Source organism: Rhodococcus antarcticus, from assembly GCF_026153295.1.
Classification (GTDB): Bacteria; Actinomycetota; Actinomycetes; order Mycobacteriales; family Mycobacteriaceae; genus Rhodococcus_D; species Rhodococcus_D antarcticus.
In genome coordinates, this window is the sequence record NZ_CP110615.1 from 3,177,879 (window position 1) to 3,199,133 (window position 21,255).

Consider the following 21,255-nt stretch of genomic DNA (forward strand, 5'->3'; position numbering starts at 1 on the left):
AACACTAACAACCGCCTGGCCAGGTGCCCGTTTCACTGCGGGCCCTTTAAGCGCTGACGAAGACCCAGGGCCCGCTTTCCGCCTGAGATGCCATCATGAACTACACGTACTGATTCACGAACCCTGCTGTGATCTCCGGGCAACCTGCAGTTGTCTCATCCGACTCAAACAGGAAGTCCTTAAACGTGAGGAGGCGAAATACAACAAGTCATCGGAGCACTAGAGTATCCCAGTTCGGAAAACAATCATCGACCATGCCCTACCCCTTCCCCCACCCGTTCCTGGACGGTTGCATGGTAAAGGGCGGCCAGGCTCACGATGACCTTGTCTGCGTTGGGGCTGTCGCTGAAGAAGAAGTCGGTGATCTTCTGCTGTGCGCCGGAGCCGTCGGCGACGGAGGTCAGCAACTCGGGCTTGATGTCGGGGCTCTCCGCAAACTGCGTCGACGTGTTGGCAGCGGCCTGCGTAAATAGGACCTCGTTCTCCAGCATCATGTTGAGGGCCATCTCGACGAACGAGGTCTTCTGCCCCGCGCTGAACTCTTCGTCCCCGAACTGGTCGTTGAGCCGGTCGATGACCTCAGCGAAGGCGACCATGGTCGGCTCGGTTTTCGTTCCCGATCCTGCCGCGGTGAGGCCGGTGAGGCCCTTCTTGTCGCCCAGGCTTAGGTTGTGCTTGCCCGTGTCGACCTGCTTGACGTTGAGCAGCGTGACGTCGCCGAGATCTATGGCGCTGGACCAGTTGGTGTCGCGGATGAGCCGCTCCAATAGTCGGAGAAAAATCGAACGCTTCTCCAGTTCCACGTCCGCGTAGTCGACGATCTGGCTCATGAAGTCGTAGAGCCGCACGAAGGTGGCCACGTCCTTGCGGAACATGTCAAGAACGTCGACCGCCGCCTTGTCACCACTACCGCCGTTGGCCGTGAGGGCCGACATGTACGCCGTCTTGAACCTCTGCTTCGCTGGGGCCATACCGGCGGTGAGTGCGTTGTGCGCGCCCTTGCCGCCCTTCACCCAGATGTCGACAACCGCGTCGACCTCGTCGTCGGTGAAAATCTGCGCTTGGTCCAACTTGGCAGACAGGTCGTGAACCAGGTTCGGGTCGGTGGCCGTCTCCAGGAACGCGTCGGTGTAGTACGGCTCGAAGGCCTTGCGGACCTCCTCGGGATCGTTGACGAAGTCGAGGATGAACGGCTGCGTCTTGTCGACCCCGTTCGGCGTCGTGTACACGCGATTGAGGCGGGACAGCGTCTGCACCGCCGTGACCCCGGAGAGTTGCTTGTCGACGTACATCGCGCACAGCAGCGGCTGGTCGAAGCCCGTCTGGAACTTGTTGGCCACGAGCATGACCTTGTAGTCGTCGCCAGCGAAGGCCGAGCGGAGGTCCTGCCCGCCAAGACCAGGGTTCATGTTCGACTCGGTGAACTTGTCAGGACCGGATCCGATGTCCTCGACCTCGCCTGAGAACGCCACCAGGGTCTTCATGGCGTAGCCGTGGTCCGCGATGTACTTGTCGATTGCAATCTTGTAGCGCACCGCGGCCTTGCGGGAGTCGGTCACGACCATGGCCTTGGCATGGCCTTCCAGCAGGTCTTCCACGTTGGAGCGGAAGTGCTCGACGATGATGCGGACCTTCTGGCTGATATTCGTGGGGTGCAACTTCACCCACTTCATCAGTCCCTTGACCGCTGAGGACTCGTCCACGAGGTCGGTGTCCGGCTGGGGCTCTTGCCCGTTCCCGGCGGCGGTGACCTTGCCGTTGGTGGCGTTCACGGCGATCTGGAACGCGGTCTTGTAGGTCTGGTAGCCGGGCAGCACGTCGAGGATGTACTTCTCCTCGATGGCCTGCTTCATCGTGTAGACGTGGAACGGCGCGGGCAGGGCATCCTCGCCGTGGGTGCCGCCCGGCTTGCGTCCGAACAACTCCAGCGTCTTGGCCTTGGGTGTAGCGGTGAACGCGAAGTAGGAGATGTGTTCGCTGCTGGCGCGCGCGGTGGCCTCAGCGGCGAGGACGGCCTCGGTGTCAATCTCGCCCCCGTCGGCCAGGGAGGCTAGTTCTTCGGCTGAGAGGACTTCCTTCAGTCGGTTCGCCGTGGAGCCGGTCTGGGAGGAGTGCGCCTCGTCGGCGATGACGGCGAACTTCTTGTGGGCAAGGCCCTTGGTCTTGCTAATCGTGTCCATGGCGTAGGGGAACGTCTGGATGGTCACCACGATGATGAGCCGTCCGTCGAGCAGCGACTTGGCGAGCAGTCCGGACTTGGACGTGATGTCGCCCTTGCTCGTCGATGCGGCCTTGCTGACGGCGTCCTCGTCGATCGCGACGACCACGCCTGTACCGCCGTCGATCTGGCGGATGGCATCTTGCAACTGAGCGTCGAGGACGTTGCGGTCGGTGACGACGATGACGGAGTCGAAGACCTTCTTGTTGTTCGCATCGTGTAGCCGGGCGAGCCGGTGGGCGGCCCAGGCGATCGAGTTGGTCTTGCCAGACCCGGCTGAGTGCTGCACGAGGTAACGGTGCCCGGGTCCTTCGATCCGCGCGGCGCTCGCGAGAGAGGTGACCGCGTCCCACTGGTGGTAGCGCGGGAACAACAGCGCCGTACGTGTCGAGGGCTTCCCGGTGATCGGGTCGTAGGAGGTGGTGGTCTCGGTGTGCATGAACTTGCCCAGGATGTCGAGCAGCGAATCGCGGTGCAGTACCCGCCCCCACAGGTAGGCGCTCGACGACTTCCCGTCGGCGGCGGGCGGGTTGCCAGCACCGCCGTCGAAGCCCACGTTGAACGGCAAGAACCGCGTCTTCGGTCCGTCCAACTTGGTCGTCATCCAGACCTCGTCATTGGACACCGCGAAGTGCACCAACGCCCGGCGACCTGACGCGAACAGCGGCTGCTCGCCCCCGCCCGGGTCCCTAGGAAGACGCGTCTTGTACTGCGCGATGGCCTCATTGACCGACTGCGTGAAGTCCGTCTTTAACTCCAGCGTCGCCACTGGCAGCCCGTTCACGAACAGCGCAAGGTCGACCGAGCGCTTGTCAGCGGTCGAGAAGTAGACCTGCCGAACGACGCGCACCCGCATCTTGGCGTAGCGATCCACGTCGGTCGCGTTGAGTGTGGTCTCCGGCTTGAACTGCGCCATTTCGAACTTGGCTGACACCTGCTTGAAGCCGTTGCGCAGCACATTCAGGGTGCCACCCCCATTGGTGACCGGAGTGTCGAGCACCTTGACGAGTCGATCGAGCAGGTACGACCTTTGCTTTGACTCATCCGGCGACCCGGCCTTGACGACCTTCGCCAGTGAGTCCGGCTGGGTGTCGGAAAGCCAACCGAAAACGTCCTCGGGGAAGAGCGCCCGCTCCCTGTCGTAACCCTTGGAGTGAGTCGAATAGAACCACCCATTGGCGGCCAGATGCTCGCATATTTCGGTTTCGAAGGGCTTCTCGTTGTAGTCGGCCATCAGGCGTACTGCGCTTCCCAGTCGGCGGGCGTCTTCGAGGAGGACAGTGCCCCAGCCGAACCCTCGTGCTTCCGTACGTCGATCTGACCGGTCACGGCCGCCGTGATGAGCGCCGACCGGCGTTCCTGGGATACCTCGATGAAGCGTTCCGCCTTGGCGATCAGGGTGTCGATCTTGGCTGTCTGCTCGTCGAGGTGGTCGGCAATTCGACGCTGCTCGGTCAGGGGCGGGAGGGGAATCTTCATAGTGCGGAACTTGCTCCCACTGAAGTTGTCGATAGTTGACCGAGAAGCACCGAGGGCAATCTGATCCTGGTGATGCCTAGATTGTGACCACCAAGCCACGTAGCGCGGCACACACAGATCGGTGCGAGTTCTGAAGCGCACCATGTAGCCCGCGAAAGCCATCACCTCGTCGGACTCATGGAGGTAGTTTGTCCCCAGCGATCCGGACCGCGTGAACAGAATATCGTTACGTCGCACGAGGGAGTCGCCGGCTTGTTCGACAGTGATTCGGCGCAGTGTGTGGATGTGGAGCGAGGCCATTCCGGACACGTCGGTTGTACGGATATAGCGCGGCCAACCGACCTGGCCTTCGTCGGCCGAAAAGTCGACTCCGCTGGCTATTCCGCCGACCGATAGACCACCGAGGCTCCGCAGGCCACCTGTCTCCGGACCAATGGCCCGTCCAACCACCGCCGCGCGCCGCTCCCGCAGCGTCGCGATGAGCCGCCGCTGTTTGCTGATGAGCGCGTCGATCTTAGCGGTCTCGCGGTCGAGGTACTCGGCAATCGCGCTCTGCGCGGGGAGGGGTGGCGCTGGAATCGAGAACGCTCCTACCTTGTCGGCGGTGAAGTGGGGAATGGTCGAAATGAAGCAGGCAACCTCGATCTGCCGCAACGCCAGCGCGGACTGAAGTGCGTAGTTTACAAACCGGCCGTCTGCGCGATTGTGACGAGGGCGCACCCGAATAATAGAGTTCTGGAAACCCCAACCATCGTGGTCGCCCGTGATCACTGCAGATCGCCCATAGCCAGCACCGCCCTCGACGATGACCACGTCGCCATCGCGCAGATCGTGTAGACGCAGTTCCTGGGGGTCAAACCACATCGTCTTGTCATCGACGTCGATGAGCCTTCCAAGCGGCTGAACGTGCGCCGCGCGTAGATAGGGTGCTCGGACGTCGCCGATCGACTTCAACTCGGGCTGGATCATCTTCCCAAGGAAGACGGACCCGAGACGCCTTATCGGCAGTCGCGAGTAGATCACGCCTCCACCTCCTGCAACAGCACCAGGATCTCTTTCACGAGTACGTCTAAATCCGTGTCGATCTCCTCCAGCGGACGGGGCGGAACGTACTTGTAGAAGTGCCTGTGGAAGGGGACCTCGTAGCCGGTCTTGGTCTTGGCGTGGTCGATCCAGGTGTCCGGTACGTGCGGCTTCACCTCGTAGTCGTAGTAGGCCTTGATGACCTCGTCGCGGTGGTCCTCGCCGTGACGCGAGTTCCCCGTCTTCCCCGGCGGGGCCCAGCCGAACGGGATGTTTTCGGTGTCGCGCAACGAGGTATCGGGCTCCGCCTTGCCCTTGGCATCGAGACAGATTTCGGCGGTCTCGTCGCGCTCCGACAAGGCGAGCCAGAGCGCCTTAGAGGCTGGTGCGCCCAAGACCAGTCCGGCGTTCTTCAGGCAAGCCTTCAGGACCCCGAGGAAGACCGCGCGGTCTACGTAGCGCTTGGCGCCGGTCTCGGTTCCGAGGTCCTCCAGCACGCCGCGCAGCCGAGCGGCGTCAGTAGTCGCGAGTGGCCCCTTAGCCTCCTCCGCAAGAGCCACGGCAACTTCAATGCGCTCGGGACTGACTTCGAAGTTGAGCCGCAGCGGGCGTTCCACGGTCACCGTCCAGTAGCCGAAATCGGTGGTGAAGAAGACTCGACTATGTTCCGCTGCCTCTCGCTTCTGATCATCGAAGTCTCTGTAGAACTCCGCGATTCTCTTCCGGTCAGCCTCGGTGACCTCGCGGCTCTTGTCGCCGAGGTTCTTGCGCATCTTGGTGAAGAAGCCGGAGCCGTCGATCAACTGGACCTTGCCGACCCGCGTGGGGCGCTTGGCGTTGTCGAGGATCCAGATGTAAGTCGAGATGCCGGTGTTGTAGAACATGTTCGTCGGCAGGGCCACGATGGCGTCGACGAGGTCGTTCTCGAGCAGGTAGCGACGGATCTCGGACTCGCCGGACTCTGCACCGCCGTTAAATAGTGGAGAGCCGTTGAGCACGATCCCAGCCCGGCCCCCGCCTTCGTGCACGGGGCGCATCTTGTGTGCCAGGTGCGTCAGGAAGAGCATCTGCCCGTCGCCGATCTTCGGCAGCCCGGGGGCGAAGCGGCCGTGGACGCCGGTGGCGGCACGCTCGGCGGTGATAGCCTCGGTCGAGGCTTTCCAGTCCACGCCATAGGGCGGGTTGGACATGCAGTAGTCAAAGGTCTTCCCCGCGAACATGTCATCCGCCAATGTATCGCCGAGGCGAATGTTGGTGGCGTCCTGACCCTTGGCGATCATGTCCGACTTACAGATGGCGTAGGACTGGTCGTTGATCTCTTGGCCGAACATGACCAACCGTGCCTGCGGGTTCATCTCCAGCAAGCGCTCCTCGGCTACCGAGAGCATGCCGCCGGTACCCGCGGTGGGGTCGTAGACGGTGCGCACAATGGCGCCGGTCTCCAGTGCTTTGTCGTCCTCGGCGAAGAGGAGGTCGACGATGAGACGGATAGCGTCTCGCGGCGTGAAGTGTTCGCCTGCCTCCTCGTTGGATGCCTCGGCGAACTTGCGAATGAGTTCTTCGAAGAGGTCGCCCATCTCCGCGTTCGAGACGGTGTCGGGGTGCAGGTCGACCTCGGCGAACTGGCGGACGACCAGCAGGAGACGGCTCTTTTCAGCCAGCGTGGCGATCTCGGCCTCGAACTTGAAGCGCTCGAAGACGTCGATGTTGGGCGAGAACCGGCTGATGTAGTCGACGAGGTTTGAGGCGACGCTGTCGGGGTCGGCGACGATTCGGGCTAGGTCGAACTCGCTCGTGTTGTGGAAACTAAGTCCGCACTCCTTGCGGACCCTGGACGCCAGAAGGTTCGGGTTGTCGTACTTTCCGGCCAGGTCACGCATGGTGTCGCGTGACGGCTCCATCACCGCGTCCAAGCGCCGAAGGATGGTCATCGGCAGGATGATGCTGCCGTACTGGTGCGGCTTGTAGACGCCGCGGAGTTGGTCGGCGATGCCCCACACGAAGTTGCCCAGGCTGCTCATGGTGCACTGTTCCCCTCAGATGATCTGTGTGCGCTGCGGCCGGACCGCGTGGTCCCGCGCCGCGGATGCTGTGCGCCCATCTTGCTTGAGGCGCGGTGTTCGCGGACCGTTCTGGGGTCAGGCGCGCTCCTTGTGCTGGCTACGGGAGTTCGTGGACCCCCTCACCTCGCCCGCAGGCCGCGACCCGGTAACACTGCGCCCATGGTCCTGAACCTCCGGCTTGTCGACGTCCAGTACATCGAACCCGAGACGGATTCTCTTGGCCGCAGTTGGTACGGGTACGACGAGTCCCGCAGCGATGTTGACCTGTGGGCGCAGAACCGCGGCCAGCACAGCCTGGAGGCTGCGAAGGTTGAGGCGGAGCGGTACGCCACCCTCTCCTACCGCGGTCGAGTCGTGGTGGTTGTCGCGCTGACGGGTTGGGAGCCGTCCGCGGATCTGCCGCGGGGCACCGTGAAGAAGGCCCTGATCGGTGACGTCCTCGGGCCAGGGGATAGTGCGTACGACGCGCTGCACGGCGCGGCGGTCCCACGGGACCGTGGGACGAAGTACCTCGTCGACGGCGATTACGGCGTGGACGGGCTCGAAGTCCTGGCGGGCAGGAGTGGTTCCACCGGGTCGTCTCAGGGGTGGCAGTCCGACCCCGTGCGTCGCAAGCAGGTCGAGGATGCGGCGCAGAACCGGCTCATGGCCGAGTACCGCGCCGACGGCTGGACAGTCACCGACACCCGCTACGGGAACCCCTACGACGCGGTGGCGAGGCGGGCGGGGGAGGTGGTCTACCTGGAAGCAAAAGGCACCCAGACTTCCGGGGGCGCTGTGCTGATCTCGGCTGGCGAGGTTGCCCACGCACGTCGATACCCTGGCCAGTGCGTCCTGGGGGTGCTCTCCGACATCGTGTTGAACCGGGACGGCAACGTGGATCCCACCAGCGGAACATTCTCGGTGTTGCCTTTCGCCCCACAAGACGAGGACCTCACGGCGATCGGGTACCGCTGGGACTTGCCGGCCTCGTAGCGGTACCCCGTCCCGCGACGTCACCTGGGTGCGACGAAGCCCCCGTACCTCGGGGGGTTGAGTACGAGGGCTTCCCGAACCACGGTACGGGCAGTCTCGCCAGAAATGATAACGAGGGAGGAACTTGTTTCCTTGATTCCCCTGGTCGTGCACACTGCGGAGGTAGATTTCCAGCACGCCAGGCCGAAGGAGTCGGAACATGTCAGTGCATTGATGGCCGCGGAAGATTGAAAAGCGGCTGGGAGATTTGTTCGCGAGATGTACACGACCGAACAAGAGCCAGATGTTCGACGGTGGCTTCGCGAGACGCTGTTACCACTGATGGATTACCGCCGTCGGGCGCATCTTCATGCCGTCGCCTCCGCTAGGCCGCAACCGCTTGTCCGAGAGCCCTCAGAGAGCGCTGTCTGCAGCACCTGCCGGCAAACATTCCAACGGCCGATGTCCACGCCCCGGCGCACTCGCTGCGATGGGTGCATTCCAGATAGCCAGCAGTCTGTCCACACGGTGTCGGACGGCTTGCCGGGGCAACGCCGCCGCACCTGACCTTCGGGCTCCTCGCGACCAGGCACTCAGTACCACCCGGGTTGCGGGCGCACATCGCGGTCGCGAGGCTGCGGGGTCTGAGGCCGAGGGCTGACAAGCCGCACGAGCAGGACACCGACCCGGACAGGTGAACGGTCCCGACCTGCTCGACCGTGTCCCCCTCGGCGTTCGCTGCTGCGGACTGTGGTTGGAGCAGTCAACCCCGGAACTCCGCCGATCCGACGACGCCCGCCTCGGGTGAGGCTGCTCGCGGACGAGGGTCACGTGGCGTTAAGCACGGTCAGGGGCGCGGGAGTCGGTTCAGGACCTCGACGAACGGCCCGATCTTCTCTGCCAGCCTCGCCACCATGTCAGGCGTCTCGCCACCGACCGCGTAGGCAGCAGTGAGTTTCATCAGGGCTTCGAAGAGCACGGTCTCCAGTTCGTGTAGTTCGCGTAGGTCGGCTGCGTCCACCTGGATCCGGGTGGCACCCACGTAGCGCTGACGTCGTCGCCGGATGTTGTCGAACTGTGCGGCGCACTGGTCGCACAGGGGGGTGTTCCCGTCGACGTTCCGCTGGCAGGTGAGGCACCAGGATGCGAGCGAGTGGGGGTGGCGGCGCGGTTCCCGTTCCCCTGGGTCGAGAGGGACGCGTTCCATCGAGAGCGGACCGATGGGCTCGGGCCAGTACCGCGGGTCAACGGTCCGAAGGTCGTCGTAGCGGCGCCACAAGACGGGTGGACCGGGTTCCCCGCCCAGATCACTCATGATCGTCGGACACATTGTCCGGGGTGTACCAGCGTCCCCATTGGCCCTAGCATATGCCAGTAGTCCACAGTAACTAGCCGCGCGGGAGGTGATGCAAAGGGAAGGTTCGGACAGTCTGTCCGAACGTCTGCAGGTGGGTGCTTGACCCCGCCAATGACGTCCCTCGTGAACACACCGGCCGAACGACTACCGATGACTGCGACCCGCCCGACTTTCCCTGTCGGCAGTACGGCTCGCGGTACTGACACCTGCTCCGCGTCGTGCGGGGCTGAGGCAGACCCGCCCCTGTGGTCGAGCGCTGCCACCACCTCGTCGCCGCGGCGCGCCTCCCTGCCGTCGGGTGTTGTCGGCATGCCTGGGGGCGGGGAGCAGGGGGAGGCCGGGTCGTGGCTGAGTGTCCCCCTGGCGACCCGGCTGTCCTGGAGGAATACCGTATCTGGCCGTCGCAGTGGTGGGCCGAGCACGAGTGCGCGAACCGGCGACGTTGTCCTCATCGGCTCCCCCTTCCTGCGTGGTGGGTTCTGATGGCGAAGAAGGGTGTGCCGTTCGACCCGGACTGCGCCGTCGCGATGCAGAAGGCGCTTGATCGCATACGAACCTACAAGGGCAGCAGCCCTGTTCTCGACCCTCAGTCTGCGTTCGTAGTACAGCAGATTGTCCTCGATGCGTTGGTGTGCGCACCGCAGCCCGTGACCCGCGCCTGGGTGTCGTTCAGCCTCGCGGTGACGGGTCGGCTCGTGGAGTGGGCGCGGACTGTCGGTGAGGACGTCGTGGCGGAGCACCTGCTGTCCGCGCAAACGCGGCGGCGGTTCCTGCACCTGGGGTGCGGCGATTACACCGACGGGACCCGCCGGAACTACAGGTCCCGGATCGACCTGATAGCGAACGCCCAAGCCGGGGTCGTCCCGACGGCGACCGCGATCGGCCTTCGGCAGAACAACCTGCCGGTGGAGCCGATCTCCGACTATGACGTGGCGACGTTGTGGGTGTGGGCTCAGGGTGCCAAGACCAGCATGCAGCGCGAGAAGATGGCCGCTGCTCTCGTTCTGGGGCTGGGGTGCGGGCTGACGTCCGCGGAGATCGCGGGGATCACGGCAGGTGATGTCCTGATCGACGAGCACGGAGCGCATGTCTCCGTCGTCAAGCGGGACCCTCAGAACACGATCACGGGGACACGGGTCGTGACGTGTCGCGCGGTGTGGGAGCCCCGACTCATCGCCCTGGTCAGCGGCTCGTTGTCGCCTGCGCACACCCTGTTCCGCCCCTGCCACACCGTGCCCTTGTCTGCTCGGAACGTGCAGGCCGCCACGGCCGACGTCCAGCACGCCAACCGTCCGCCGGTGTGGTTCTCCCCGCAGACGCTGCGGGTGACGTGGCTCGTCGCGCACCTCACCGCGGGCACGCCCCTGCCGATCCTCATGGCGGCGTACGGGGTGAAGTCGATCGAGGCGATCGAGGCGTACCTCGTGTTCGTCCCAACCCCGGACCCGGCTCAACGCGCCCAAACCCTTCGTGGTGGCGTCGCATGAGCAACAAGCAGGTCCCGCGCCACGCTGTCGCTACTGCCGCGCGGAACGCCGCCCGGAAAGCCGCAACCGCGCCCACGAAGGCGACGGTTCAGGTGCCGTCGGTGGAGCAGACGGTTCAGGTGCCGTCGGTGGAGGAGACCAAAAAGCCGCCCTATTCACTGCCTCGGACGGCCGTGAATTCACGGGATGTGTTCCTCACGGGGACCGTCGACCAGGTCGCGCGCAACCTCCCGGTCGTGCCCCTGTCGACGGACATCGCCCTACCCGAAATCCCGAACGGCACTCCCTCCTACAACGACAAGTGGACGGACTACGCCTACCGGGTAATTGGGCACTCGGCGATCTGCACTCACCTGGACAAGGAGTACGCACGTCTGAAGGACGCGCGCGGGCGCCGGGCGCTCCTCCCCAGCCGGGCGCTGCTGGTGGCGCTCTTCTTGAACGCCCTGAACCAGCGTTCGATGAATATGACCGACGTTCGCGACACCCTGTTCGCCCGAATCACACCGACTGGACGTCGGCTCCTCGACGTGCCCAACCGGGACCAGCCCGCCCGCTTCCAGGACCAACTTGCCTGGGACGAGCGCAACCACGCCCTCGTCCGGCGGGCGTTCCGCCGCATGCTTGAGTGCATCGACCCCGAGACCATCCCACGCAACCGCAATATGGATTGGGCCGAAGCCGAAGCCCTGCGCAAGCCGCTCCCCGCCGAGGAGCAGTACCGGCGCATGTCGTCGCTCACGTGGGTCGTCAACCGGCTGCTGGAGACGGTCAGCGGCCAACTCCCCGACAGTGTCCAGCAGCGTCGCCGCGCCCTGGGTGAGGACTTCGGGATCGACGCCACACCGATGGAACTCTTCGCGCGGGGCCGCGGTGTCCACAACACCGAGACCTCCGCGGACCCGTGCGGCGGCTACTACTCCCGCAAGGCTGATCACCGCGACCCTAACGAGACCAGGGACCGCTTCAAGCGCACCACAGAAAAGTTGATCTACGGCCTCGACGTCCACCTCATGGTCGCCGCCGACTCTTCACACCCCGACCGCTCGTATTACCCGTCCATCCCCTTCCGGATGACGGCTGACCGCCCCGGCGAAAAGCCCGGGGCCGCGGCTCGCAGGATGTTCGCAACCATCGACACCAGCCAGCACAACCTCTGATACCTGGCTGGCGACCGCCTGTACACCAACCTGGTGGCAGAGAACTTTCAGATCCCCGCCCGCGAGATGGGCTTCGGTCTCGTCCTCGCGTACGGAAAGGACCAGAGCGGCGACCAGCACGCGCATGACTCCGGGATGCGCCTCGTCGACGGGGCCTACTACGGGCCCTGCATGCCGGACAGCCTCGACACCCTCACCGAGGACCTCAGGACAAAGAAGATCGACCTGAAGACCTACACCGAAACGATCAAGCGACGCGTCCAGTTCCGAATGCGGCAGAAGCAGAAGGCCACCACCATCACCCAGGAGCGGCTGGGTTGCCCGGCATCGGGGACCAACCCTGTCGCTATCTGCGCGCTCAAGCCGACCTCCCAGGCGCCCCGACCGATAAAGCAGGACGACGGCAGCATCGCCGACACCCGGCCTGTCATCCGCCACCGCAAGGTCCTCACCAACGGTAAGGCGCCCGCCGTGTGCACGAAGGACACCGTCACGGTGACCGCCGCCGACGGGGCAAAGTTCCGGCAGCCCCTGCAGTACGGATCCGTACAGCAAGCACGGGTTTACAACGCGCTCCGACAGGGGCAGGAAGGCGTCCACGGGTCCGTCAAGGACAAGGCCCAGGAGGCTTTCGACGCACCCTCACGGCGACGCGTCCGGGGCCTCGCAGCACAGCAACTCTTCGCCTCCATCCTGCTCGCCGCCGTAGCGACCCGCCGAATCAAGACCTTCCTGGTCAACGCGCGGCGCGACGAAAAGGGCGACCAGTACGTCCCGAAGATCCTCCGGACAGATGACCACGCAACAACGAACATGCCGCCGGGCATCGGTGAAACCGAAGTAGAAATACCTGAACCCGAAAAGTAGCCGTCCAAACCTGCGCCACTCTCTCCCCACACCATTCTCTACCGAGTTGGCCTAGTGATCCCAAAAACGGGACGCTGGGCCATTTCTCGTTCTTCAGCATTCGCACAACCGCGTAAACAAACGTAAACGTCTCGATCGGGCCCTCAACTACGGAAAAAACCGTTGCCCACCCCTCAAAAAAGGGTGGACAACGGTCAAGAAACTTTTTCGTCGGCGTTCCCCGCCTATTTCGTCGGGAGCCCGTGGCGGTAGCGGTGGGATTTGAACCCACGGAGGGTTTTATCCCTCACACGCTTTCGAGGCGTGCTCCTTAGGCCGCTCGGACACGCTACCGCGGAGCAGAGTACCGGACCTCGGGGGCCGACCTCGCCAGGTCAGCGGTGGGTCGAGAAGAACGCCTCGAGCACGGCGGCGCACTCGTCCCGCAGGACGCCCCCGCGCACCTGCGGCCGGTGGGTGAGCCGGCGGTCGCGGACCACGTCCCACAGCGAGCCCACCGCACCGGTCCTCGGCTCCCAGGCCCCGAAGACGATCCGGTCGACGCGGGCGAGCACGGCCGCACCCGCGCACATGGTGCACGGCTCCAGCGTGACGACGAGGGTGCAGCCCGTCAGCCGCCAGCCGTCCCCGTGCGCGCGCGCGGCCGCCCGGAGGGCGAGCACCTCGGCGTGCGCGGTGGGGTCCCCGGTCGCCTCGCGGGCGTTGGTGGCCCGGGCCAGCTCGGTGCCGTCCGGGCCGTAGACCAGCGCCCCGACCGGGACGTCGGCCGGGTTGGTGGTGGCGGCCACCGCCAGCGCGGCGCGCACGAGGACGGTGTCGGCCAGCGCGGCGCGGGGGGTGTCCCCGGAGCGGGGGGCGTCGGCGGTGGGCACCGGCTCAGCCGTGGAAGGCGTCCACCGCGGCGGCGAGCTCGTCGGCGAACCCGCAGCGCTCGGCGATCATGGTCAGCTGCTCGTCGGGGTAGAGGTCGGTCTCGCCGAGGATGATCCCGAGCACCGGCTCGGACAGCCCGAGGTCGTCCAGCAGGGTCAGGTCGCCCTCGGCCCACGGCTCGGTGTCCTCGAGCTCGTCGGGGTCGAGGTCGGGGACCTCCACGTGCAGGGCGTCCAGGGCCTCGGCGGCGATGTCGTAGTCGATCGCCGCCGTGGCGTCGCTCAGCAGCAGGGAGATCCCCCGCGGGCCCGGGCGCAGCAGCAGGAAGAACTCCTCGTCCACGTCGAGCAGGCCGAACGCAGCCCCGGCGCTGCGCAGCTCCTTGAGCTCGGTGACGGCGGCGGCGAGGCTGGTCAGGGCGGCAGGCTTCATCGGCCGGCACGTCCAGCGACCCTCCTCGCGGACGACGGCGACGGCGAACCCGTCGAGGTCGTCGTCGTCCTGCGCGCCGTTGTCCCGAGCGCGTTGCGTGGCCATGGGGGCCACGCTAACCGGGTCGGGTGGTCTGCACGTACCACCCGCTGGGCCCGGGACGGTCGGCGACCGCCACCAACTGGGAGGATCGGGGGCGTGACCCCGCACCCCCTGCTCGCGGCCGCCACCGAGCTCCAGCCGCGCACCGTGGCCCTGCGTCGTGCGCTGCACCGCCACCCCGAGCAGGGCCTGCTCCTGCCGCGGACCCAGGCCGCGGTGCTGGCCGAGCTCGCTGACGTCCCCGGGCTCGAGGTCAGCACCGGGCGCAGCTGCTCGTCGGTGGTCGGGGTGCTGACGGGCGCACGGCCGGGACCCACGGTGCTGCTGCGCGGGGACATGGACGCGCTGCCCCTGCCGGAGGACACCGGCCTGCCCTTCGCCTCCGAGGTCGCCGGCTCCATGCACGCCTGCGGGCACGACGCGCACGTCGCGATGCTGGCGAGCGCGGCGCGGCTGCTCAGCGCCCGGCGCGACGAGCTCGCCGGACGGGTGGTGCTGATGTTCCAGCCCGGCGAGGAGGGCCACCACGGGGCGCGGACCATGATCGACGACGGGGTGCTCGACATCGCGGGGCGACCGGTCTCGGCCCTGGCCCTGCACGTCTCGGCCACCGTGGCGTGCGGCCAGGTGCAGGTGCGGCCGGGCCCGATGATGGCCAGCACGGACACCCTGCGGGTGACGGTCACCGGTCGCGGCGGGCACGCGAGCGCACCCGACCAGGCGTTGGACCCGGTTTCGGCCGCCGCCGCCACCATCGGCGCTCTGGCGACGATGGTGGGCCGGCGGATCAGCGTGTTCGACCCCGCGGTGGTGACCGTGGCGCACCTGTGGGCCGGGACGACGCACAACATCATCCCGGAGACCGCCCACCTCGAGGGCACCCTGCGCTGCCTGTCGGAGGACACCCGTGCGCTGCTCCGCGAGGAGGTCCGGCGGGTGTGTCTGCACACCGCGGCCGCCCACGGCTGCACCGCCGAGGTAGTGCTGGAGCCCGGCTACCCGGTGACGGTGAACGACCCGCGCGTGGTCGCGACGGTGCAGGCGCTCGCGAGGTCGCTGCTCGGCGCGGGCAGCGCGCCGCCGATGGAGAACCCGGTCATGGGCGCCGAGGACTTCGCCTACGTGCTGGCTCAGGTGCCCGGAGCGATGGCCTTCCTGGGCGCCAGCCCGCCGGGGGTGGACCCGGCGCACGCCGCGGCCAACCACAGCAACCGGGTGGTGTTCGACGAGGACGTGCTCGCCTCCGGCGTCGCCCTGCTCGCGGGCTTCGCGCTGGGCGAGCTGGCGCCGAGGTGAGCAGCCGGGTGTGCGTGCTGGGCACGGGTCTGATCGGCGGATCCGTCCTGCGGGCGGCCACCGCGGCCGGGTGGATCGGCTGGGGCTGGAACCGCACCCCCGTCGACGCCCAGGGCTTCGACGTGACGACGGACCTGGCCGCGGTGCTGGCCCGCGCCGCCACCGAGGACGCGCTCGTGGTGCTGGCCGTGCCGGTCACGGCCCTGGACGAGGTGCTGCGCGCCGTGGCCGAGCACGCCCCGGGGTGCGCGCTGACCGACGTGGTGAGCGTGAAGGCGCCGGTGGCGGGTGCGGTGGCGCGGCACGGGCTGGCGGCGCGGTTCGTCGGCGGGCACCCCATGGCCGGCACCTCCGAGTCGGGCTGGGACGCCGGGAGCGCGAGCCTGTTCGCCGGAGCCGCCTGGGTGGTGGCCGCCGACGACGGGCTCGACCCGGACACGTGGCTCCGGGTGGCGCGGCTCGCCCTGGACTGCGGCGCGCACGTGGTGCCGGCCGCGGCGGCCGAGCACGACGCCGCGGTGGCCCGGATCAGCCACCTGCCGCACCTGCTGGCCGCCGTGCTCGCCAGCGTCGGCGCCGAGGGCGGGGCGCTCGCCCTGGGTCTGGGCGCCGGCTCGTTCCGCGACGGCACCCGGGTGGCCGGCACTCGTCCCGAGCTCACCCGCGCGATGCTGGAGGCCAACCGGGCGGGTCTGCAGGAGGCTCTCGACGACGCGCTGGGCCGCCTGGGGGCCGCACGGGGAGCGCTCGCCTCGACGGGCACGGTGGCCGCGACGGTCGAGGACGGGCACGACGCCCGGCGGCTGTTCACCGAGCACGAGCGCTTCGACATCACCGACGTGGACCCGACCGACCTGCGGGCGCTGCGCGAGGCCGGGCGCGCGGGCGGGGTGCTGCGGGCCCTCTGACGCCCTGGTTCGCGCTTCTCCACCCCTCCGATTCGCGTTGTGCGCGCACAACGCACCAAGACCCCTCCCGGAACGACGTTGTGCGCGCACAACGCACCAAGACCCGCCCCGGAACCCCGGCCCGGGTGCTGCGCACGCTGGGCTGACCGGCGCGCACGGCAGGATGGGCCCATGGATCTGCGCGAGCTCGCCTTGGACCTGCGCTCCGGCGCCCTCACCCCGACGGAGCACGTCGAGCAGGCCCTGGCTGCGGTGGATGCCCTCGCCGGCACCCCGCACGCCAACCTGGTGGTGGGCCGGGACGATGCCCGAGCACGCACGGATGCACGCAGAGCAGAGCAGGAGATCGCCGCTGGTCGGTGGCTCGGCCCCCTGCACGGGGTGGCCGTGGCGGTGAAGGACAACATCGACGTCGAGGGCCTGCCCACCCGAGCCGGCAGCGGCATCTACGCCGAGGTCACCCCCGCCACCGCCGACGCCGAGGTGGTCGCCCGGCTGCGGGCCGCCGGCGCCGTCGTCGTCGCCAAGACCCACCTGCACGAGCTCGCCTACGGGCCCACCGGCGCCGTCAGCGTCGACGGTCCCGCCGTGCACCCGCACGACCCCACCCGGATCACCGGCGGCAGCTCCTCGGGCTCGGCCGCGCTCGTCGCGCTGGGGATCGTCGCGCTGGCCCTGGGCACCGACACCGGGTGCAGCGTGCGGACCCCGGCGGCGCTGTGCGGGGTGGTGGGGCTCAAGCCGACCCTGGGCGCGCTGCCGACCACCGGCACGGTGCCGCTGTCCACGACGCTCGACCACGTGGGGCTGCTCGCCTCCGACGTGCACGGCGCCTCGGTGGCCTGGGACGTGCTGGCCCGCGGCGCCGAGGGTACCGGCGGTGGCATCCAGCAGCCCGGGGTGCAGGGGCTGCGCATCGGCCTGCCGACGGGAAACCTGTTCCGCGTGCTGGACCCGGCGATCACCGCTGCCGTGGCGCGCGCGGCCCAGGCCCTGCAGCGGGCGGGCGCCGAGCTCGTGGAGGTGGAGCTGCCGCACGTCGAGGAGCTCAGCGCGACCTACCCGGTCATCGTCGGGGCCGAGGCGCACGCCACCCACGCCCGTGCCCTCGCGCAGCGCCCGGAGGACTTCCAGCCGCTGACGCGGGAGCGCCTGTCCGCCCAGTCGGGGACCAGCGCGCTCGACTACCTCATGGCGCTGCGGACCCGCGACCGGCTGCGGGCGCAGTCGCTGCACACGCTGCGGCGCACGTTCGGCCTGGACGCCCTGCTGCTGGCCACCACCCCGCTGCGGGCCACCCCGCTCGGCGAGGACACCCACGGTGGTGAGGACGTGCGTGCCGCGCTGCTGCGCCTGTGCATCCCGTTCAGCGTGCTCGGCGTCCCGGCGGTGAGCGTGCCCGCGCCCGGCGTCGAGGGCCTGCCCGTCGGGCTGCAGGTGGCAGGGATCAAGCTCGAGGAGCGCGGGGTGCTCCGGGTGGCCTCGGCGATCGCCTGACACCGGACCGCCCCGATCGCGAGGGCTCAGACCCGGACCGCGAGCCCCGGGTAGTCCAGCACGAAACCGTCCTCGTCGACCTCGAGGACCGCGCTGCCCAGCGGGGTGACGACCGAGATCACCCCCGCGCGCGCCGTGTAGTGGTGCACCTCGCCGCTGACGGTGAGCTCCGGCAGCGTCACGTAGACCACCGGCACGGTGATCTCCGCGTCCGCCGCGAGCAGCCCGAGCCGACGCACCACCAGCGTGTTGAACAGCGGGCTGAGCACCACGTCGACGTCGAGCGCACCGTCGAACTCCGCACGCTGCGGACCATGGCCGTGGTCGACCAGCCAGAACCCCTCGGCGTTGCGGGTGAGGGAGACCTGGCGCTCGCCCGCGGCCACCACGCTGCGCATGCTGAGCCGACGGGTGATCCCGTCACCGTCGAGCAGCAGGTCGTAGGACGCGCTGAACGCCGGGTGCTCGGGGCAGTCGCCGCCGACCACCCGCCCCGCCGCCTTGAGCCCGCGCTCGGTGACCTGGAGGCGGGCGGACTCCATCCGCGGCGCGCCGTGGGCCCGCCACGTCAGCACGGCCGGCCAGCGCGGGACGACGTCGTCGGGAGCGGTCACGGTCGTCACCGTAGGGGATCACCGTCATCGGCACAGTCCGCCGAACGGGCCCCGGCGACCGACCCAGGCGGACGGTGCGCCCCCGCACGCGAGACGGCAGGCCCGGACCGTGTGGTCCGGGCCTGCCGTGTGGTGCGCCCGAAGGGACTCGAACCCCTAACCTCCTGATCCGTAGTCAGGTGCTCTATCCGTTGAGCTACGGGCGCATGTTCAGTTGTGCCGGTGCGAGCACCGACCGAGCGGAGGCTCCGGGATTCGAACCCGGGATGGGGTTTAAGCCCCAAACCGCATTAGCAGTGCGGCGCCATAGACCAGACTAGGCGAAGCCTCCCGGGCTGTGGAGCACGACCCGAAAGCCGCAGAGCATGGCCTCGCAGCCACCGGCGAAAGGCTACACGGCCCGGTCTCCGTGCTCCAAAACGGTTACCGCCGCAGCAGTCTGAGCAGGGCCGGGGGGCGTCCGCCGAAGCCCTCGGCCTCGGCGGCGGCGAGCGCGACGCGGGGCAGCTCCCGGGCCGAGGAGTACACGAGGTAGCGCGGCACCCAGCGGGGCGCGAACTTCGCATTGAACCGGTACAGGCTCTCGATCTGCCACCAACGGGAGCCCGCGCGCAGCAACCACGCCCACCCCTTGGCCACCGGTCCCGCCCCGATCTTCTCCCCCCGCTCCAGGGCGGCCCGGAACACCGCGAAGTTCAGCGACACCCGCCGCACCCCGCCGGCCGCCGCGGTCCGCACGACCCCGACGATGAGCAGCTCGTTCACCCCGTTGTCGGACTCGCGGTCGCGCAGCATCGCGTCGAGCGAGAGGCCGTCGACCCCCCACGGCACGAAGTGCAGCAGCCCCCGCACCACCGGGCCGTCGTCGGTGGCCTGCGTGGCGGTGGCCAGGACGCACTCCGGATCCACCCCGAGCCGGCCCAGGGCCATGGAGAAGCCCCGCTCGGTCTCGGTGCCCCGCCAGCGCCGGGCGAGCTCCTGCAGCGTGACGAGCTCCTCGGCCGGGATGGCGGACACCCGACGCACGTCCACCGAGTACCCGGCCCGCTCGAGCTTGCCCACGGCCTGCCGCACGCCGCGCATGGCCCGCCCGTCGAGGGTGAAGGACTCGATGTCGACCACGGCCTCGTCGCCCAGCTCGAGCGCTCCCAGCCCGTGGCGCGACCACATCCGTGCGCCGGCCTCGGAGCACCCCAGCACCGCGGGCGACCAGCCGTTGGTCGCGCACCGGGCGAGGAACACCTCCGCCGCCCCGGGCCACGCCTCCGGGTCGCCGACCGGGTCGCCGGAGGCGAGCGCCACGCCGGCGATGGGCCGGTAGGCGACAGCGGCCTTGCCGGAGGGTGAGAACACCGCTGACTTGTCGCCGCGCAGGGCGAAGTAGCCCAGCGAGTCGGTGTCCTGGTGGCCGTCGAGCAGCGCGCGCAGGCCGAGCTCGTCGGTCGAGGTGAGGGCCCCGGGCGGCTCCTGCGTGCGCAGCAGGAAGTACAGGACGGCGCCCAGCGCGCTGAGCCCGAAGCCCAGCCCGGCCCCGGCCACCACGTCGTCGACCAGGTCCATCCGGAACCGCACGGGCCCCGCGATCCCGACGAGGGCCAGGCCCGCGTGCTGCACCCGCTCCCACAGCGTGGGCGAACCCAGCTGGGCGCGGCCGCTGAGCACCAGCACCGCCATCTCGAGCAGGAAGCCCAGCAGCAGCAGGCGCAGCCCGGTTCCCACGGCGAACGTGCGACCGGAGGGATCGGGGCGCGCGGTGAACCGCGTCCGGGTGGCGAGCAGCGCCACGAGCAGCGCCACCGCGGCCACCAGCCCGAGAACCCCCCGCGGGTGCACGGCGTGCGACACCACGAGCACCGCGGCCAGCAGCGTCGAGGTCCACCAGGCGTTGCGCTTGCGGCGCCGCAGGCCCGTCGCGAGCAGCAGCAGGGCGACCCCGGTGACGAGGGTGAGGGTGACGGCGATGGCCGTCACCTGCTCGGGCAGGCTCAACCAGTCGGTCAGCGGCTCCTGGACCCGGTCGCGAGCGCGGCCCACCGGCAGCAGCACCGAGACCACGGCGAGCAGCCCGGCCACGCGGGCCACGAGGGTCACCACGGACACCGCGCGCTCACCGTCGGGCACCCAGCGCGCGACCCGACCGAGGGCAGGGCCGACGTGGGTGCGCTCCTTCATCGGAGGTGGCTGTCGAACCACCCGAGCACCCGGGCGAGCGCATCGGTGGTGGAGGACTCGCTCCCCTCCGCCTCGAGCGCACCCTCGCCGACCCGGTGGCCGACCCCCGGGTAGGTCACGACGTCGGTGGCCACGTCGGAGGTGGCCGCGGCACGACGCAGCGCCTCGACGTGCTCGCTCGGGATGGCCGGATCGGCCTCGCCGTAGAGCCCGAGCCAGGGGCAGCCCAGGTCAGGGGCCACGTCGAGCAGCGCGGGCAGCCCGGCCGAGAGCGGCTCGCGGATGCCGGCCGCCGACACGCTGACCGCCGCCCCCAGGCTCCGGCTCGCCGCCACGACGAGGGCCGCGGTACCCCCGGTGTCGAAGCCGAAGACGCCCACCCGGTCGGCGCTGACGCCGCGGCGGGCGAGCCACGCCATGGCGGCGTCGCAGTCGGCGAGCACCGTGTCGCCGGTCAGGCTCGCCACCTGGGCGTCCGCGTCGTCCTGCTCGACGTCGGGCTCACCGGTCTCGCGGTGGTAGAGGTGCGGAGCGACGGCCAACCACCCGTCCTCGGCCAGCGTCCCGACCAGGCGCAGCACCAGCTCGGTGACCCCGCGGGCCTCGTGCAGCACCACGATCCCGCCCCGCGGCACGCCGTCGGCCTCGGCCACGGTCAGCGGCACCCCGTTCTCCGTCACGTCGTCGGTCGCTGCCACCTCGGTTCCCGCCATGCCCCGAGTGTGGCACCGGGGCCCGGGGTCCGACCACCGA

Annotated in this window: 16 protein-coding genes and 3 tRNA genes; 7 read left to right on the top strand and 12 right to left on the bottom strand. The window is 68.6% G+C overall.

All coding sequences use genetic code 11. From position 1 onward, the window contains the following. Positions 1-245 precede the first annotated feature (245 nt). The 3 genes from RHODO2019_RS15495 to RHODO2019_RS15505 are packed head-to-tail and all read right to left on the bottom strand — an operon-like array spanning position 246 to position 6,741. On the bottom strand, positions 246-3,452 hold the full coding sequence (locus RHODO2019_RS15495) for a type I restriction endonuclease subunit R (protein WP_265382623.1): 3,207 nt from the start codon (positions 3,450-3,452) through the stop codon (positions 246-248). Next, positions 3,452-4,720, bottom strand: coding sequence for a restriction endonuclease subunit S (locus RHODO2019_RS15500; protein WP_265382624.1), 1,269 nt, complete (start codon positions 4,718-4,720; stop codon positions 3,452-3,454). The genes RHODO2019_RS15495 and RHODO2019_RS15500 overlap by 1 nt, the downstream gene beginning before the upstream one ends. Continuing rightward, positions 4,717-6,741 carry a type I restriction-modification system subunit M gene (locus RHODO2019_RS15505; protein ID WP_265382625.1) on the bottom strand — a complete coding sequence of 675 codons (2,025 nt, stop codon included), beginning with the start codon at positions 6,739-6,741 and terminating at the stop codon, positions 4,717-4,719. Before RHODO2019_RS15505 ends, RHODO2019_RS15500 begins: the two co-directional genes overlap by 4 nt. Before the next feature lie 201 nt (positions 6,742-6,942). Between RHODO2019_RS15505 and RHODO2019_RS15510 the strand changes: the two genes are divergently transcribed. Beyond that, the gene (locus RHODO2019_RS15510; RefSeq protein WP_265382626.1) at positions 6,943-7,758 is read left to right on the top strand and encodes a protein NO VEIN domain-containing protein; all 816 of its coding nucleotides are present in this window, start codon (positions 6,943-6,945) and stop codon (positions 7,756-7,758) included. A gap of 826 nt (positions 7,759-8,584) precedes the next feature. Here RHODO2019_RS15510 and RHODO2019_RS15515 read toward each other — a convergent pair. Next, positions 8,585-9,052, bottom strand: coding sequence for a hypothetical protein (locus RHODO2019_RS15515; protein WP_265382627.1), 468 nt, complete (start codon positions 9,050-9,052; stop codon positions 8,585-8,587). 524 nt (positions 9,053-9,576) lie between these two features. On the opposite strand from RHODO2019_RS15515, the gene RHODO2019_RS15520 reads away from it, so the two are divergent. From RHODO2019_RS15520 to RHODO2019_RS15530, 3 genes are read left to right on the top strand one after another with little or no spacing between them, the layout of a single operon-like run. Then, positions 9,577-10,581: a site-specific integrase gene (locus tag RHODO2019_RS15520; protein ID WP_265382628.1), complete on the top strand. Its 1,005-nt coding sequence runs from the start codon at positions 9,577-9,579 to the stop codon at positions 10,579-10,581. Further along, complete coding sequence (locus RHODO2019_RS15525) at positions 10,578-11,741, top strand: hypothetical protein (RefSeq protein ID WP_265382629.1); 1,164 nt, start codon at positions 10,578-10,580, stop codon at positions 11,739-11,741. The genes RHODO2019_RS15520 and RHODO2019_RS15525 overlap by 4 nt, the downstream gene beginning before the upstream one ends. A gap of 33 nt (positions 11,742-11,774) precedes the next feature. Continuing rightward, complete coding sequence (locus tag RHODO2019_RS15530; protein ID WP_265382630.1) at positions 11,775-12,608, top strand: hypothetical protein; 834 nt, start codon at positions 11,775-11,777, stop codon at positions 12,606-12,608. 243 nt (positions 12,609-12,851) lie between these two features. Here the strand turns inward: RHODO2019_RS15530 and RHODO2019_RS15535 are convergent. The 3 genes from RHODO2019_RS15535 to RHODO2019_RS15545 form a co-directional block, all read right to left on the bottom strand. Continuing rightward, a tRNA-Ser gene (locus RHODO2019_RS15535) sits at positions 12,852-12,941 on the bottom strand. 41 nt (positions 12,942-12,982) lie between these two features. Continuing rightward, a complete protein-coding gene (locus tag RHODO2019_RS15540; protein ID WP_265384816.1) occupies positions 12,983-13,432 on the bottom strand; it encodes a nucleoside deaminase in 450 nt (149 codons plus the stop codon). A gap of 52 nt (positions 13,433-13,484) precedes the next feature. Beyond that, on the bottom strand, positions 13,485-14,018 hold the full coding sequence (locus RHODO2019_RS15545) for a tRNA adenosine deaminase-associated protein (RefSeq protein WP_265382631.1): 534 nt from the start codon (positions 14,016-14,018) through the stop codon (positions 13,485-13,487). 93 nt (positions 14,019-14,111) lie between these two features. Between RHODO2019_RS15545 and RHODO2019_RS15550 the strand changes: the two genes are divergently transcribed. From RHODO2019_RS15550 to RHODO2019_RS15560, 3 genes are all read left to right on the top strand, one after another. After that, entirely contained in the window at positions 14,112-15,311 is a 1,200-nt protein-coding gene (locus RHODO2019_RS15550) for a M20 metallopeptidase family protein (protein WP_265382632.1), read from the top strand. Beyond that, positions 15,308-16,219, top strand: coding sequence for a prephenate dehydrogenase (locus tag RHODO2019_RS15555; RefSeq protein WP_265382633.1), 912 nt, complete (start codon positions 15,308-15,310; stop codon positions 16,217-16,219). The genes RHODO2019_RS15550 and RHODO2019_RS15555 overlap by 4 nt, the downstream gene beginning before the upstream one ends. A 171-nt stretch (positions 16,220-16,390) precedes the next feature. After that, positions 16,391-17,716, top strand: a complete 1,326-nt coding sequence (locus tag RHODO2019_RS15560) for an amidase (RefSeq protein WP_265382634.1) — start codon at positions 16,391-16,393, stop codon at positions 17,714-17,716. A gap of 26 nt (positions 17,717-17,742) precedes the next feature. Here RHODO2019_RS15560 and RHODO2019_RS15565 read toward each other — a convergent pair whose 3' ends face one another. From RHODO2019_RS15565 to RHODO2019_RS15585, 5 genes are all read right to left on the bottom strand, one after another. Then, a complete protein-coding gene (locus RHODO2019_RS15565; RefSeq protein ID WP_265384817.1) occupies positions 17,743-18,258 on the bottom strand; it encodes a putative glycolipid-binding domain-containing protein in 516 nt (171 codons plus the stop codon). A gap of 202 nt (positions 18,259-18,460) precedes the next feature. Beyond that, positions 18,461-18,536 (bottom strand) — tRNA-Arg (locus tag RHODO2019_RS15570). A 34-nt stretch (positions 18,537-18,570) separates the two neighbouring features. After that, positions 18,571-18,661 (bottom strand) — tRNA-Ser (locus tag RHODO2019_RS15575). Positions 18,662-18,753: 92 nt separating this feature from the next. After that, positions 18,754-20,502: a phosphatidylglycerol lysyltransferase domain-containing protein gene (locus tag RHODO2019_RS15580; RefSeq protein ID WP_265382635.1), complete on the bottom strand. Its 1,749-nt coding sequence runs from the start codon at positions 20,500-20,502 to the stop codon at positions 18,754-18,756. Next, positions 20,499-21,215: a dienelactone hydrolase family protein gene (locus RHODO2019_RS15585; RefSeq protein ID WP_265382636.1), complete on the bottom strand. Its 717-nt coding sequence runs from the start codon at positions 21,213-21,215 to the stop codon at positions 20,499-20,501. The genes RHODO2019_RS15580 and RHODO2019_RS15585 overlap by 4 nt, the downstream gene beginning before the upstream one ends. Positions 21,216-21,255: the final 40 nt, after the last annotated feature.